The organism is Rhodoferax sp. (genome assembly GCF_012927445.1).
Taxonomy (GTDB): Bacteria; Pseudomonadota; Gammaproteobacteria; order Burkholderiales; family Burkholderiaceae_C; genus Rhodoferax.
This window is the reverse complement of the sequence record NZ_JABBPD010000008.1, coordinates 230638-245126: the sequence shown is the minus strand read 5'-3', so window position 1 is coordinate 245126 and position 14489 is coordinate 230638. Positions and strand designations below refer to the sequence as shown.

Genomic DNA, 14489 nt, shown 5'->3' with positions numbered 1-14489 from the left:
GCCGGTTAGAGGTCGCGTTTCATCCGGATTTCTTCCACCTTGACCGTGCCCACCGCCACGGTTTTGAGGCTGGTCATTTCACGTTTGAAGCCGGCCAGGTCATGAAAGTGCAAAGCGCGCTCGTTACCTAGCGGTACCCACAGCGTAACTTTGGTGCAGCCTTCTTCCTGCAAGCCGTCGCGGGCGGCGTCCCACAGCGCCAGGCCAACGCCCTGACCCCAGTGCGACGTGGCGACATAGATCGCCCAGATTTCACCCACGGTGTTCGGGGTGCCCTTGTCGCGCGAACGATCGAAACCAACAAAACCGACGACTTGACCCTCATCCACCGCCACATAAACCTGCGGCTCATTGAATTCAATGGCGTCACGCCAGTAAGCTTGGCTCTTATCGAGAGAAATAGCAGGCATCTTTTCACCGGGCACGACGCTCTTGAACGCAGCCTGGCTGACATTGACATGGATTTCGGCAATCGCCTTGGCATCGCGCACAAGTGCGGGCCGGACTTCGAAGTTGGACGTACTGGACATGAAAAATGTTTGGTGGACCAAACGAATAGTGAAAATTGGAGCTAGATTGTCGCCGCAATCAATAACCCAAGCCGCCGGTTGTCGGGCCACCCGCGTTCATTTGCGATAAATGGCGCAACCCTTCGCGCAACCCCGATTCAATTCAGGCGCTGGCAGCGAGGGATTTCAGGGCTTTTAACTCATTCCTAGGTGGTTTCCGTGTCAAAGGCTAACTTTGGCGGCCCCGTCCAGCGGCGACACCCCGCAAGAACTCCACGAGCCCACGATCCACCTCCAGCTTGGCGACCAGCACGGCCGCTTGCATCACATCGCGACTGGCGCCGAGGCTCGCCTGCAGGTTCGCTGCCCGCTGGTAGCCGCGCTGCGTCAGGCGTTTGGGTAACAAGGGGCGCAGTGCCTCGATGTCATAGCGCATTCGTTTGGCGAGGATGCGAACCCGGTGCAGATGGTCCGGCTTGTCGGCATCCCTCAGGGCGCGCTGCAACTGATCATGCAGGTGCAAAATTCGGCCTTTGGTCCAGCGCCGCAGGGAGATTTTCGGTTTAGCGGCGGCCTCACCAGCGCCGCTCAAGGCCGGCAGGCTTTCCAGCCATTGCGTGGTCGCCAGCAAGCTGGCCCCAACCGCTGGCGCCTGCAGCGCATAACGAACCGCTTTGCGCTGCAGCTCGGCAGCCTGCGCCAGGGCTTGTGTCATGGCCTGCCACGCTTGCGCACGCCGGTCGTCGCCTGCCACATAGACATCCGCCAATGGTGGCAACGTCTCCGTGCGGGCGACATCAAGATCGCGCAGTTCACCCAGACAGATCCAAAGTGTTTGCAGTGCCTGCCAGCTGGGCACCGCTTCGCTCGCCAGCGCGGGCTTGAAAAGTCGCATGGCACTTTTAAAGCGGCGCCAACCGACCCGGGCTTGATGCACCACCTCAGGCTCGTCCGAACTGCACAAGGCATTCAGGTTGACGGTGAACTGGCTGAACATTTCGCGCAGCACACGCTGCACCGTGGCAGGCAAGGGCAAGTCGGACGCCAGCGCCTGCGGCTGGGCGTGCAGCGGCAAGTCCAGGGTACCCTGCGCCAAGGCGAAACCACGCTGCGCCTTGCTCATGGTTGACGGCAGCACGGCGATGGTGCGGGCAATCTGCTGGGCGATGTCGAACAGGGCGGCCGACGGGCCAGCTTTTAACTCCAACTCCAGCTCGCAAACGGGGGTGGTTTGGTCGCCGACCACGATCTGCCCCACGTCGAGCGCCACCTCCACCTCGCTGCCATCGCGCCGGCGCACCAACCAACTGGTGCGCTCGAAAGTCGTCACAAAGCAGGGCGACAGCGCCCGAAACACCTTGCCGTCGGGGTCCATGCTGGACCACGGCGTCGCTTTGAGTGCTTTCAACGACAGCTTGTCATTGGGCACGGGCGTTTCCCATTCACCTCGCTGACTCAAGGCCGAGTCGTCGCGTCCACCGGTCTTGAGCGTCTGCAACCACTGCGGCTGCACCTCGCTGCCAATGCGTCGCAGGCGCAAGGCGACCCGCTGTTGACGCAAGAGTTGCTCCGGCGTGTCAAAGTAGATGTTGTGCAATTGCTGGCGGCTCGCCGGACGACGCGCCAACGCAGGCGTCTGGGCCAGCCGCTTGGCCAGGCTCGAGGGATCGGACGTTGGCAGCGCCAGTTTGAGTTCAATTTCTTCCGAACGGGGGGCGAGAGGATGTGGTTTCATAGGTTTAACTCCCTTTACTTCAAGGCCGATTTTCGGTCAGCCACGCCAACACCTGCGCCGCCACCCAAGGCCCGTCGTCCAAGGGCAGATCATGCCCCGCGCTGGGGTGCAAACGCAAGCCGCATTGCCAATGCTGCGCCAGTGCTTTGGAACAATTGACCGAAACCAGCTGGTCCTGCTCACAGGCCAGCACCAACGTGGCGGCCAGCGGTTTGACCGACGGCGCGCAAAAGCGGGCGGCCGCGACCAGTTGCCGAAGCGCGTTGACACGTGAAACCGGGCACTCCAGGCGCAAGGCCAGCCAGCGCGGCAACACTTCGTCAATGGCTTGGTTGCTTGTGATGCGCAGGATGGTGCGCTCCCACGCTTCCGGGGTAGCGTCCAACAGCACCAGTTTCAACAGGGTGCCATAGTTTGCTGGCTGCAGGCGCTGATAAAACGGGCTGAACGGCCGCATGCTGGTGTTGATGAGCACATTGGCCGCCACTTCTTGCGGATAGGCGTCAGCCCAGGCCACGGCCACCATGGCGCCGAGTGACATGGCCAGCACGTTATAGGGGGGCTTAATGTTGCGCAAGGCGAGATGGGTACGGCAATGCGTCACCATCTCTTGGACGCGCAAAGGGCTGTTCTGCTGGTTCAGCCGGCCGTTCCCCGGCAGGTCGAGGGCCACCACCCGAGCCTCGGGCATGGCCTGTTCAAATTGCCCGATAAAGGGGCCCCAGTGCCGGATTTCCCGGGTCAATCCGCGCAAAAATATCCAGGTGTTCATCGTGCGTCAATACCAATCTTGCAGTGCCTGCGCATGTTGCTGGGCACGGGTTTCAGGGCTCGGCAACCACAACTGGTGACCACAGGCCGCTCGCGACAAAAAGTCCAGTAACAACTGGTGCTGGCGCAACACCCGCTGCTGCCGGTGTTCGATCAAGGGATTGAAAATTCCATGGCGCGAGAACAACTGGCGCGGATTTTTCTTGACCCACAGCCAGGAGCCCATCTCCAGCGTGAGCGGCAAAAAAACGCGCTGCGGCTGCGCACAGGCTTCCCGGTACAAATGGTCCCACAGGTCCCCATGCGCCAGATACTGCAGGCTTTGCGGCTCAATGATGTAGCGGTGATGGCTGTGCGACTGGACAAAAATATTGTGCAAGGCATGCATTTCGGCCAGATGCGCAATCGGCGCCCGCGTGTGCGCATAGGGGAACCAGATGCGATCGCTGGTGCCAAAGCCTGAATGACAGTCCACCGACAGGCTGAAGTCGCGCGTCAGCAACTCGGCCCGCACCACCTCGCACACCGCCTGGTTCTCGATTTCCATGGCTTTGCCCTTGGGGCCGCGGTACCAGGGCAAGCCGGCGCTGAAGCGCTGCCCGCCCACCAAAAAAGGCACCGGCTCACGGGCCTCCACCGGCGAGTTGCGCATCAGATCCACGCCCTGGGGGTTGGCGCGGGTTCCCATCGCCATGCCGCCGGGATTGACGATCGGCATAAAAACCAGCCGGACCGATTCAAGCTGCTTGTGCAGCGTGCTGTCCCATTGCAAGCGCATCACCAGGCTTTGCAGATAGGCGATCACGACCCCGGCACCGATGCGTTCCAGGCCATGAACACCGCCGAAATAGCCCACCGCCGGCACCTCGCGCGAGGGGTTGCCCAGGGTGATCACATGCACAGGGTAGGAGCCGCCGCCCGGCAGCTCCACCTGACAGGCGACGCGGGCATCGAGCCGACCGGCACCCAATTCAATGATGCGTTCCAGCGCGACCAATTCAGGCAATTTAGGGGGGATCACTGTGGCCTATCAAAGATGCTGGCAGGATTGACAATCATCGCGGCCAAGCATACAGGCCCAGACGCCGGGCGTGCAACCTTTGCGCGTGTTCGCGTCTCAATTTCACACTGTCACGAGGCCGTCATAGAAGCCGGGTAACTTGTCTTTTCAACCAACTACTGGCCGCCCAGGCTTTCAGACTATGTTGCACAAATCTGCTTTTTTTCGGGTCGTTGCCATCCCCGCCTGCATGGCCTGGGGTGTTCTTGAATTCTTCGCCTTGCAGCGCTCCCGCCTGCTGAGCCGGCGTGGCCCCGTTTAGAGCGCTACCCAGCGTCGACTCTCGGGGAAAACGCTTAGCGTCGTAGTAATGCGCTGTTACCTGTCGGGGGCGTCCGCGCCGCACACTGACCGCTCCAACTTTTCAGGAGATTGAGATGGCCAAGAAAATTCTGATGCTGTGCGGTGACTACGGGGAAGACTACGAAACCATGGTGCCGTTCCAAACCCTGCTCGCCGTCGGCTACACCGTGCACGCGGTTTGCCCGGACAAAAAAACGGGCGACTATGTCATGACCGCGATCCACGACTTTGAAGGCGCCCAAACCTACAGCGAAAAACCGGGCCATCGCTTTGTCCTGAACGCCAACTTTGCCGACGTCAACACGGCCAACTATGACGCGCTGCTCATCCCCGGCGGCCGCGGCCCCGAGTATTTGCGATTGAACGCCCGCGTGCTGGCCATCACCAAGGAATTCGCCGACGCCGGCAAACCGATCGCTGCGGTGTGCCACGGCGCCCAACTGCTGGCCGCCGTGCCCGGCATCATCCGCGGCAAACGCATCAGCGCCTACCCGGCCTGCCGCCCGGAAGTGGAATTGGCCGGCGCCCTCTTTGCCGAAATTGCCATTGATGCCGCCGTCACTGATGGTCAATACGTCACCGCACCCGCCTGGCCGGCGCACCCGGCCTGGCTGTCGCAGTTCATCGCCTTGCTGGGGACAAAAATTACCCACTAGCATTCACGAGCCCCGGCGCTTATGCTTTGGGGCTACTTTTCCCGCTACGTGAAGGAGACCGGCATGTGCCAGATTTTCGTGCGCGCCAATCCGCAAAGCTATGAAGCCACCACGCGCAGCATCCGGCTGCACGGCGTGGTCACCAGTGTTCGGCTCGAAAACCTGTTTTGGGACACGCTGGAAGAAATTGGCACGCGCGATGGCATGACGGTGCCGCAACTGCTCTCCAAGCTCTATGACGAACTACTGGAACACCGCGGCGATATTCCCAATTTTTCGAGTTTTTTACGTGTCTCCAGCCTGCGCTACCTCGCCCTGCAAGTGGACCAGCGCATCCCCAGCGATCTCAGCATCCCGATCCGCTCGCTCAACGCGCATGCCGTTCTGCGGGGCGTGCGCCCTGGCCTGGTGGACGCTAACGCGGGTTAAGCCGGTCTTCGAGAAGCGCACCTCAATTGCTATTTTTTAGATAGCTATCTGCGCTTTATCGACGGGGGCTACAGGCTTATTTTGCTTAAATTTTTTTATAATCGAGTTTAGGGAAATAGTTGCAACTGAGGATCGAACGGCGCTTGCCAGTTACGCACAAGCCAGTCGAGGCCACGCCCTGTGCATGGACCTCTTGATCAACCTCCGTTCGAACTGGGTGGCAACAACTTTCAAGCACTTTGGAGGCCAATAAATCGCCAGCCGGGCGGCGAACGGATATGCGTGCAAAATTTAGCTTGTACCGCCCGCATTCACGTCTGCCCTATGCCTTTATTTTTCTCTCGTTTCCTGCTCATCGCCCTGTTCGGCTGGCTGCCTTGGCAGGCCATGGCCGCCCCCCAATTTGAAGACACCATGGCCCAGCGCACGCTGGCCTGTGTGGCCTGCCACGGCAAAGAAGGTCGTGCGGGCCCGGACGGCTATTACCCGCGGCTGGCAGGCAAACCGGCTGGGTACCTGTACAACCAGCTGTTGAATTTTCGGGCGGGCCGGCGCCATTACGGCCTCATGACGAGCCTGGTGGATCCGCTGACCGATGCCTATTTGATGGAAATCGCCCAGTATTTCTCCAAGCTGGCTCTGCCCTACCCGCCGCCCCAGCCCGCAGTCGCTTCGCCACAGGTGCTGCAGCAAGGCCGGTTGCTGGTGACTCAGGGCGACGCCGCGCGCAAGATACCGGCATGCACCCAATGCCATGGCCAAGCCCTGACCGGCGTCGTGCCCAACATCCCCGGCCTGCTGGGCCTGTCGCGGGACTACCTGAACGCGCAACTCGGGGGCTGGCAAACCAGGCAGCGCCGCGCGCAAGCCCCCGATTGCATGGCCCACATTGCGGGGCAACTGACGACCCCAGATGTGGCCGCCGTGGCCCACTGGCTGGCCTCGCAACCGCTGCCGGCCAACACCCAAGCGGTCGCGACCCTGCCGCCGGTGCCGCCGGGCACCCAGCGCCGCAGTTGCGGCAGCGCCCCGCTCCCCGCTGCGCTGGAAAAAGCAGCGGCCACACACCAAGCCGCAACGCCTGTCAGGCCGGCGCCAGCGCTGATCGCCCAAGGCGCCTACCTGGCCCGCGCGGGCAACTGCATGGCCTGCCATACCGCCCGCGGCGGGTCGCCTTTTGCTGGTGGCCGCGGCATTGAAACGCCTTTTGGCACCGTGTTTTCCAGCAACCTCACCGCCGACACCAGCACGGGCCTGGGCCGTTGGTCCGCCACTGATTTCTGGCAGGCCATGCACCATGGCCGCTCGAAAGACGGGCGCTTGTTGAATCCGGCTTTTCCGTACACCAGCTTCACCCACATCACGCGGGCCGACTCGAACGCGCTCTTTGCCTTCCTGCAAACGGTGCCAGCCAGCCGGCAGCCCAACACCGCCCACGCCATGCGCTGGCCGTTTGGCACGCAAGCGGCGCTGACCGTGTGGCGGGCTTTGTACTTTACGCCGGGGGCTTACCAAGCCGATCCCGCCCAGCCCGCCGAATGGAACCGGGGCGCTTACCTGGTGCGCGGTTTGGGACACTGCGGCGCCTGCCACACGCCGCGCAACGCACTGGGCGCCAGCAAAAACGAACTGGATCTGGCGGGCGGCATGATTCCGCGACAAAACTGGTACGCCCCGTCATTGCGCTCCGCCCTGGAGGCCGGGCTGCCGGATGGAAACCTGGCACACCTCGCGGCACTGCTCAAAACCGGAGTGTCGCCAAGCGGATCAGCCACGGGGCCGATGGCGGAGGTGGTATTGAACAGCACACAATACCTTTCCGATGGCGACCTGAGGGCGATGGCCGTCTATTTGAAGTCGTTGCCCTCCCCGGCGCCACGCAGCGCCGTGCCGGTGCGCCACGACGAGGCGTCAAGGTCGGTGCCGGGCAACGGCGCCAAGCTTTACGAAGCCCATTGCGTCCAATGCCACGGTGCCCAGGGAGAAGGCGTCTCCGGCGCTTATCCGCCGCTGGCCCACAACCGTGCGGTCACCATGGCCGACACCACCAATCTCGTGCAACGGGTCTTGTTGGGTGGCTTTGCGCCCGCCACGGCGGGCAACCCACGGCCGTTTGGCATGCCGCCTTTTGTGCTGCAGCTGAAGGACAAAGAAACCGCCGCTTTATTGACGCACCTCCGCACGAGCTGGGGCAACCGGGCGCCCCCAGTGACAGAACTCGACGTCGCTCAAGCTCGCAACCAACCCTGATCGCCCCCCCCTTCATCCCCGTCCAATGACATCCCATTTCCTCATGAACTTTTCCCGACCTGCGGTTTACCTGCTGGTTGCCGCGTCAGTGGCCGGATGCGCCGTCTCCCCCACCACCGGCCCGGAGAAAGACACCATCTATCGCATCACCGTGATGCACACCAATGACCACCACGGCCGTTTCTGGAAAAACAGCGACGGCGAATACGGCATGGCGGCGCGCAAGACGGTAATTGACAGCATCCGCCACGAAGTAGCAGCCAGTGGCGGCTACAGCCTGCTGCTGGACGGTGGCGACGTGAATACCGGCGTGCCCGAATCCGACCTGCAGGATGCCGTGCCCGACTTCAAGGGCATGAACCTGCTGGGTTACCAGGCCATGGCCGTGGGCAACCACGAATTTGACAAGCCGCTGTCCGTGCTCAAAATGCAGCGCGACCTGGCCCAGTTTTCCATGCTGTCGGCCAACATCTACGAGCGCGGTGAACGCATGTTTGCGCCCTACCAAATCTTCAGGCTGGGTGGCGTGCGCGTGGGGGTGATGGGCCTGACCACCGAAGACACCTACAAGATGGTGAGTCCAGACCGGGTGAAAGACATCGAGTTTCGCAGTGTGATTGCCGAGGCCGCCAAAGTGGTGCCCGAACTGCGCCGTCAGGCCGATGTGGTGATTGCCGCCACCCACATGGGCCACTATGAAAACGGCAACCATGGCACGCAGGCTGTGGGAGACGTGGAGATGGCGCGTGCCGTTGATGGCATTGATCTGGTGGTCGGCGGCCACACCCAGAACCCGGCCTGCATGAAAGCCGAAAACGTGCTGGAGCGGGCCTACGTGCCCGGCACAGCCTGCCAGCCGGACCGTCAGAACGGCACCTGGATTGTGCAGGCCCATGAATGGGGCAAATATGTGGGGCGGGCTGATTTTGAATACCGCAATGGCGATTTCAAGCTCGTCAAATATGCGCTCATTCCGATTAACCTGAAAAAGCTGGTCCTGACCGCTGATGGCAAGACCACGCTGGTGCCATACACCCATGAAATTACCGAAGACCAGGCCATGCTGGCCCTGCTGTCACCCTACCAGGCGTATGGCCAGCTAAAACTGGGCATGAAAATTGGCGTGACCGATGCCCGCATTGAGGGTGACCGCGCCGTCATACGAGCCCAACCCGCCGCCATGGGGGTCTTGATTGGCCGCGCCACAATGGAAAAAACCCGGGCCGATTTTGCCGTGGTGAATGCCGGCAGCGTGCGTGACTCGTTGCCGGCGGGCGACATCACTTACAAAGACATCCTCAAGGTGCACCCCTTTGGCAACACCGTGGTCACGGTCGATTTGAATGGCGCGCAGGTGATGGACTACCTGAATGCCCTCGCCCAAATGACGGCCGGCTCGGGCGCGTTCCCCCAGTTTGCTGGCATCAAGTTGGTCATCACTGCGGGTGCGGTGACCAGCGCCCGCCTCAAGAATGAACCTCTTGAGGCGGCCAAGACCTACCGCATGGCGGTCAACAAATTCCAGGCGATCGGGGGCGACGGCTACCCCCAACTGACAAGCCAGCCGAGCTTTGTTGACAGTGGCTTCGTGGACGCCGACGTGTTGCGTGCGTTCATCACGGCCAACAGCCCCCTCAAGGCCGCAGATTTTGAGCCGGGAGACGCTGTCGTGCGTAGATAATCATGCCTTCCAGCCTCAATTCGAATGGCCGGGCATGTAACTCAGGAGCAGAAAATGGCAAAAGGTCAGCAAAGCAACAAGATGGTGAAAAAGCCGAAAAAAGACACCGCGCCACCTAAGCCGGTGTCGCCGGACGCTGTGCGCCCCACCGTGACCACCGTGGTGCCCGTGCGCGGCAAGTTGAAAAACGCCCCAACCCGCTAATGGCAAGAAGCGTTTAACCGGATTCTGTCTGGTTTGATGTCCGCCACGGGAATCGATTGCCCTGATGAGAAATCTTTCCAAGGGTAAGAGGTCGCCCCCGCGCGCGGACGCCAGTCAACAAGGTGTTCCGGTCGCAGGCCATTCCCTGCCGCAGATGGTCGAAGATCTGCGCAGCTACCAGGCCGAGCTGGAGTCACAAAACAAGGCACTGCGTTACAGCCAGGTCGCCGCAGAAGGTGCCTCCGAGCGTTTTCTCACCCTTTTTTCCAATGTGCCGCTGGCCTTGATGGTGGTGGACGAAAACGGGTTGGTGCTGGAGAGCAATGCCATGGCGTTGCGTCTTTTTCGACCCCGGGAATACGACCCCCCCTTGAATTTTTTATTGCCACTGGTCAGTGGCGAACACGTCGACAAGGTCGCCAGCGCGCTCGCTACCGCCAAAACGACCGGAACCAGCGAAGTCACAGAAGTCGTTTTCACACGCGGCGCTACGGTTGTTTTAACCGGCGACCTGCATATCGCCCGCATTGAGAATGCCCACGACGAACTGGCGCACTTCATTTGCGCCATCATTGACCAGGGACCGTTGTTGACCGAACGACGGGCGTTGCAGGCCAGTGCGAGCGCGCTGCAAGAGAGAAATGAAGAGCTTCAACTGAGCAAAAATCGACTGGCGTCGATCATCAACTCATCCCTCGACGCGATTATTTGCATCGACCAGGACCACCGCATCACCATCTTCAACCCCACGGCGGCCGCACTCTTTCAATGCACGCCGGAGGAGGCGCTTGGCAGTCAACTCGTGCGCTTTTTGCCCGATGCCGATCAAACCCTGAGCTACGCCCAACTCACCACCCATGCGCAACTGGGTGAAATGACGGCGCTCACGGCAGCCGGAAAAACCGTCGCCATTGAAGCCAGTGTGTCTTTTGAGCACCATCCCGACGGGGACACCACCACTATTTTCGCCCGCGACCTGAGCACCCGAAAGAAAATGGAGGCGCACCGCACCGCCTTGGAGACACAGTTGCGGGAATCTCAAAAAATGCAGGCGGTGGGAACCATGGCCGGTGGCATTGCCCACGATTTCAACAACATCATCAGTGCCATTCTTGGCAATGTCGACCTCGCCAAGCAGGATGCGGGCGCTGAGTCGCCAGCGCTGGTCAGCCTGGCTGAAATCGACAAAGCCGGGCGACGCGCACGCGACCTGGTGCGGCAAATTCTCACTTTCAGCCGCAACGAGTCACCCAAGCGGATTCCAATTCAATTGGCGGATGTGGTGGAAGAAACCGTTCATTTACTGAAGGTTGCCCTGCCGCCCACCGTAGAAATGCTGGTGCGCCTTGATCCCGATACCCCGCCCGTGCTGGCGGATGCGACACAGGTTGAACAAGCCCTGCTCAATCTCTGCACCAACGCCATTCAAGCCATTGGCACCCAGCGCGGCACCGTCAGCATTGAGCTGGGTTACAACCAGCAAATGAGCAACGGCCCGGTCGAGCGCAGAGGTGGGGCGCGCGGTCCGCACGTCAGATTAGCGGTTCGGGATACCGGCAGCGGCATCGATGCGGATACGCTGCAACGTGTTTTTGAACCGTTCTTCACGACCAAGCCGGTCGGCCAGGGAACAGGCCTTGGCCTGGCCGTCGTTCACGGCATCATGCGCACCCACCAGGGCACGGTTGATGTGCAAAGCACACCCGACGCCGGCAGCGTGTTCACGCTTTATTTTCCGGTGAGCAACGAGGCCGTTGTAGCGCCCCCGGTCGAGGCGCCAAAGCCCAAGGCGGTGCGAGGCATGGGCAAACACGTCATGTATGTTGACGACGATGAGGCGCTGGTATTTTTAGTGGATCGCGCGCTCACGCGTAAAGGTTTTGCGGTCAGCACTTTCACCGACCCGCGGTTGGCGGTCGAGGCATTGCGCGCCCGCCCCCAGGACTTTGACTTGTTGGTGACCGACTACAACATGCCGGGCTACTGTGGCCTGGACCTTTTGCGGGAGGCGCGCTTGATTCGCCCCGAACTCCCTGTTGCGCTGGCGTCCGGCTATGTCACCCCGGAGATTGAAAAAAGTGCGCGGAAAGAAGGTGCGCGGGCACTGATTCACAAGCCCAACGACGTTGACGAGATGTGTGAAACATTGCAGCAACTCCTCCAATCCAGCGATGCACCCGGCTGAACTCACGATTCTGTACGCTGACGAGGCCATACTGGTGCTGGACAAGCCAGCCGGCTTGCTGTCGGTGCCTGGACGCGGTGAAGACAAGCAAGATTGCCTGAGTGCGCGGGCACAGCGCCTTCACCCCGATGCACTGATCGTGCACCGCCTCGACATGGCGACCTCGGGTGTGATGGTTTTGGCGCGAGGCGCGGCGGCGCAACGCAGCTTGAATGACGCTTTCGCCAGCCGCACCGTGACCAAACGCTACATCGCCGTGGTGGCGGGTCATCTGGCGCCGCCCGCTGAAAGCTGGGGGGTTATTGATCTTCCCATCATTGTGGACTGGCCCAACCGGCCCCGCCGCATCATTGACCACCAACTGGGCAAGCCCAGCGTGACGCGCTGGCGCGTGCTGTCACATGACACCGACCTTGATACCACACGGGTCGAACTGGAACCGGTGACAGGACGTTCACACCAATTGCGCGTGCACCTGCTGGCCGTGGGTCACGGCATTGCAGGCGATGCGCTGTATGGCAGCCCGCGCGTGCTGGCCTTGGCAGACCGACTGCTCCTGCACGCCTGCTCGCTTGAATTGCCGCATCCTGTCACCGCCGAAGTCATGCGCTTTACGAGTTCGGCTAATTTTTAAAAACCACGGCCTGAAGTCAAGATGACCCAACACCTTTATCTACTGACCGGTGCATCGCGTGGCATGGGGCTGGCCATGGCAGAACAGTTGCTGAGCGCCGATCATTTTTTGGTCTGCATCTCTCGCCACACCAACGAAATCTTGGCCTCCCGTGCTGCCAAACTGGGCTGCCAACTGGAACAATGGCCGCTGGATCTGGAGAGAAGCCTTGATGCGGCAGCCAAGCTGAAGCAATGGTTAGCAAGTCAAAAGACCGGTTCCTTTGTCAGCGCAACGCTCATCAACAATGCCGGCGTCATGCCCGGTGTTGCCCCCTTGAGCGAGTCCGATCCGATCGATCTGAGTTGGGCGTTGCGGGTGGGCCTGGAAGCGCCGCTACTGCTCACTGCTGCATTTTTAGGCGCGACAGCATCGTGGAACATACCGCGCAAAGTACTCAACATTTCATCGGGCCTGGGCCGTCGGGCAATGGCGTCTCAAGCAGGCTATTGCGCCGCCAAGGCCGGCATGGATCACTTCACACGTTGCCTGGCGCTGGATGAAGCACGCAAGCCCCTGGGCGCCAAAGTCTGTTCCCTGGCGCCTGGCGTGATTGATACGGCTATGCAAGTGCAACTACGCGCGGCGGAAGCCTCCGCCTTCCCGGACAAACAGAATTTTGTTGACCTTAAGGTCAACGACCAACTCACTTCGCCGGATATGGCCGCAACCCAAGTCCTGGCTTACCTGGCCCGCCCCGACTTTGGCCAGCAGCCAATTGCCGATGTCCGTGACTGATATCACGGCAGGTGGGCAATAGATCAGTAAGATGTCGATCAGCGTTTTATCGCACACTGGATTTCTTTTCTCACATCATTCTTATTTTTGGAGACTCCCATGAACCGTGAAGTCGTGATCGTCAGCGGTGTACGCACCGCCATTGGCACCTATGGCGGCAGCCTGAAAGACATTCCACCCACCGAACTGGCGGCACAAGTCGTGCGCGAATCGCTGGCACGCGCCAACGTGGACGGCAAAGACGTCGGCCATGTGGTGTTTGGCCACGTCGTCAACACCGAACCCAAGGACATGTACCTTTCACGCGTCGCCGCCGTCAACGGGGGCTGTGCCGAAAGCACGCCAGCGTTCAACGTCAACCGTTTGTGCGGCTCGGGTCTGCAGGCCATCATTTCGGCCAGCCAGAGCATCTTGCTCGGCGACACCGACATTGCCATTGGCGGCGGTGCCGAAAACATGAGCCGCGGTCCTTATGCCAGTTTGACGGCCCGCTGGGGCGCACGCATGGGCGACACCAAGATGGTCGACATGGTGGTGGGGGCGTTGCATGACCCCTTCCATGCCATTCACATGGGCGTGACAGCCGAAAACATTGCGGCAAAATGGGGCATCACCCGCGAAGAACAGGACGCGATTGCGGTCGAGAGCCACAACCGCGCCCAACGCGCGACTGAAGCCGGTTATTTCAAATCCCAGATCATGCCCGTCATGCTGAAAAGCAAAAAGGGCGACGTAGCCTATGCCACGGATGAACACTTCCGCCCGAACTGCTCAATGGCCGACATGGCCAAACTCAAGCCAGCCTTTATCAAGGAAAACGGCACCGTAACGGCCGGCAATGCGTCGGGCATCAACGATGCGGCTGCCGCCGTGGTGCTGATGGAAGCGGCTACGGCCAAGGCGCGTGGGCTGAAGCCGCTGGCGCGCCTGGTGGCTTACGCCCATGCTGGCGTGGACCCCAAGTACATGGGCATTGGCCCCGTGCCAGCCACGCAATTGGCACTGAAAAAAGCCGGCCTGACAGTGCACGACCTTGATGTGATCGAGGCCAACGAAGCCTTTGCCGCCCAAGCCTGCGCCGTTAGCCGTGACTTGGGGCTGGACCCCGCCAAGGTCAACCCCAACGGTTCGGGCATCTCGCTGGGTCATCCCATCGGAGCGACCGGCGCGCTGATCACGGTCAAAGCCCTGTACGAACTGGAGCGCATTGGAGGTCGTTATGCACTGGTCACCATGTGCATCGGTGGCGGTCAGGGTATCGCAGCGATCTTTGAACGCGTGTCCTGACCGCCAGA

13 protein-coding genes are annotated in these 14489 nt (G+C 61.0%); 9 read left to right on the top strand and 4 right to left on the bottom strand.

The features are described from left to right. Window positions 1-5: 5 nt before the first annotated feature. The 4 genes from HHJ17_RS16740 to HHJ17_RS16725 all read right to left on the bottom strand — a co-directional run bounded on the left by HHJ17_RS16740 (window position 6) and on the right by HHJ17_RS16725 (window position 4021). Window positions 6-530: a GNAT family N-acetyltransferase gene (locus HHJ17_RS16740; protein WP_296506593.1), complete on the bottom strand. Its 525-nt coding sequence runs from the start codon at window positions 528-530 to the stop codon at window positions 6-8. 208 nt (window positions 531-738) lie between these two features. Next, window positions 739-2244 (bottom strand): CYTH and CHAD domain-containing protein, encoded by a 1506-nt coding sequence (locus tag HHJ17_RS16735; RefSeq protein WP_296506591.1) that lies wholly within the window; start codon window positions 2242-2244, stop codon window positions 739-741. A 19-nt stretch (window positions 2245-2263) separates the two neighbouring features. Beyond that, window positions 2264-3016, bottom strand: coding sequence for an alpha/beta hydrolase (locus tag HHJ17_RS16730; protein WP_296506589.1), 753 nt, complete (start codon window positions 3014-3016; stop codon window positions 2264-2266). A gap of 6 nt (window positions 3017-3022) precedes the next feature. Continuing rightward, on the bottom strand, window positions 3023-4021 hold the full coding sequence (locus HHJ17_RS16725; RefSeq protein WP_366557557.1) for a M14 family zinc carboxypeptidase: 999 nt from the start codon (window positions 4019-4021) through the stop codon (window positions 3023-3025). A 431-nt stretch (window positions 4022-4452) separates the two neighbouring features. Between HHJ17_RS16725 and HHJ17_RS16720 the strand changes: the two genes are divergently transcribed. The 9 genes from HHJ17_RS16720 to bktB all read left to right on the top strand — a co-directional run bounded on the left by HHJ17_RS16720 (window position 4453) and on the right by bktB (window position 14481). After that, window positions 4453-5034 (top strand): DJ-1/PfpI family protein, encoded by a 582-nt coding sequence (locus HHJ17_RS16720; protein ID WP_296499536.1) that lies wholly within the window; start codon window positions 4453-4455, stop codon window positions 5032-5034. A gap of 63 nt (window positions 5035-5097) precedes the next feature. Next, window positions 5098-5463 (top strand): ribbon-helix-helix domain-containing protein, encoded by a 366-nt coding sequence (locus HHJ17_RS16715; protein ID WP_296499534.1) that lies wholly within the window; start codon window positions 5098-5100, stop codon window positions 5461-5463. Window positions 5464-5787: 324 nt separating this feature from the next. Beyond that, the gene (locus tag HHJ17_RS18815) at window positions 5788-7713 is read left to right on the top strand and encodes a c-type cytochrome (protein ID WP_366557556.1); all 1926 of its coding nucleotides are present in this window, start codon (window positions 5788-5790) and stop codon (window positions 7711-7713) included. Between the two features lie 25 nt (window positions 7714-7738). Beyond that, entirely contained in the window at window positions 7739-9394 is a 1656-nt protein-coding gene (gene ushA / locus HHJ17_RS16705) for a bifunctional UDP-sugar hydrolase/5'-nucleotidase UshA (protein WP_296506587.1), read from the top strand. Window positions 9395-9448: 54 nt separating this feature from the next. After that, window positions 9449-9598: a hypothetical protein gene (locus tag HHJ17_RS16700; protein WP_198674682.1), complete on the top strand. Its 150-nt coding sequence runs from the start codon at window positions 9449-9451 to the stop codon at window positions 9596-9598. 154 nt (window positions 9599-9752) lie between these two features. Further along, window positions 9753-11783 carry a PAS domain-containing sensor histidine kinase gene (locus HHJ17_RS16695; RefSeq protein WP_296506849.1) on the top strand — a complete coding sequence of 677 codons (2031 nt, stop codon included), beginning with the start codon at window positions 9753-9755 and terminating at the stop codon, window positions 11781-11783. Next, window positions 11770-12417 carry a pseudouridine synthase gene (locus tag HHJ17_RS16690; protein ID WP_296506585.1) on the top strand — a complete coding sequence of 216 codons (648 nt, stop codon included), beginning with the start codon at window positions 11770-11772 and terminating at the stop codon, window positions 12415-12417. The genes HHJ17_RS16695 and HHJ17_RS16690 overlap by 14 nt, the downstream gene beginning before the upstream one ends. 21 nt (window positions 12418-12438) lie before the next feature. Next, on the top strand, window positions 12439-13194 hold the full coding sequence (locus HHJ17_RS16685; RefSeq protein ID WP_296506584.1) for an SDR family NAD(P)-dependent oxidoreductase: 756 nt from the start codon (window positions 12439-12441) through the stop codon (window positions 13192-13194). A gap of 99 nt (window positions 13195-13293) precedes the next feature. Continuing rightward, window positions 13294-14481 carry a beta-ketothiolase BktB gene (gene bktB / locus HHJ17_RS16680; RefSeq protein WP_296506582.1) on the top strand — a complete coding sequence of 396 codons (1188 nt, stop codon included), beginning with the start codon at window positions 13294-13296 and terminating at the stop codon, window positions 14479-14481. Window positions 14482-14489: the final 8 nt, after the last annotated feature.

Bases quoted from the DNA above. Each gene is read 5' to 3' on its own strand.
- HHJ17_RS16740 (WP_296506593.1), bottom strand. From the start codon at position 530: ATGTCCAGTACGTCCAACTTCGAAGTCCGGCCCGCACTTGTGCGCGAT.
- HHJ17_RS16735 (WP_296506591.1), bottom strand. From the start codon at position 2,244: ATGAAACCACATCCTCTCGCCCCCCGTTCGGAAGAAATTGAACTCAAA.
- HHJ17_RS16730 (WP_296506589.1), bottom strand. From the start codon at position 3,016: ATGAACACCTGGATATTTTTGCGCGGATTGACCCGGGAAATCCGGCAC.
- HHJ17_RS16720 (WP_296499536.1), top strand. From the start codon at position 4,453: ATGGCCAAGAAAATTCTGATGCTGTGCGGTGACTACGGGGAAGACTAC.
- HHJ17_RS16715 (WP_296499534.1), top strand. From the start codon at position 5,098: ATGTGCCAGATTTTCGTGCGCGCCAATCCGCAAAGCTATGAAGCCACC.
- HHJ17_RS18815 (WP_366557556.1), top strand. From the start codon at position 5,788: ATGCCTTTATTTTTCTCTCGTTTCCTGCTCATCGCCCTGTTCGGCTGG.
- ushA (WP_296506587.1), top strand. From the start codon at position 7,739: ATGACATCCCATTTCCTCATGAACTTTTCCCGACCTGCGGTTTACCTG.
- HHJ17_RS16700 (WP_198674682.1), top strand. From the start codon at position 9,449: ATGGCAAAAGGTCAGCAAAGCAACAAGATGGTGAAAAAGCCGAAAAAA.
- HHJ17_RS16695 (WP_296506849.1), top strand. From the start codon at position 9,753: ATGGTCGAAGATCTGCGCAGCTACCAGGCCGAGCTGGAGTCACAAAAC.
- HHJ17_RS16690 (WP_296506585.1), top strand. From the start codon at position 11,770: ATGCACCCGGCTGAACTCACGATTCTGTACGCTGACGAGGCCATACTG.
- HHJ17_RS16685 (WP_296506584.1), top strand. From the start codon at position 12,439: ATGACCCAACACCTTTATCTACTGACCGGTGCATCGCGTGGCATGGGG.
- bktB (WP_296506582.1), top strand. From the start codon at position 13,294: ATGAACCGTGAAGTCGTGATCGTCAGCGGTGTACGCACCGCCATTGGC.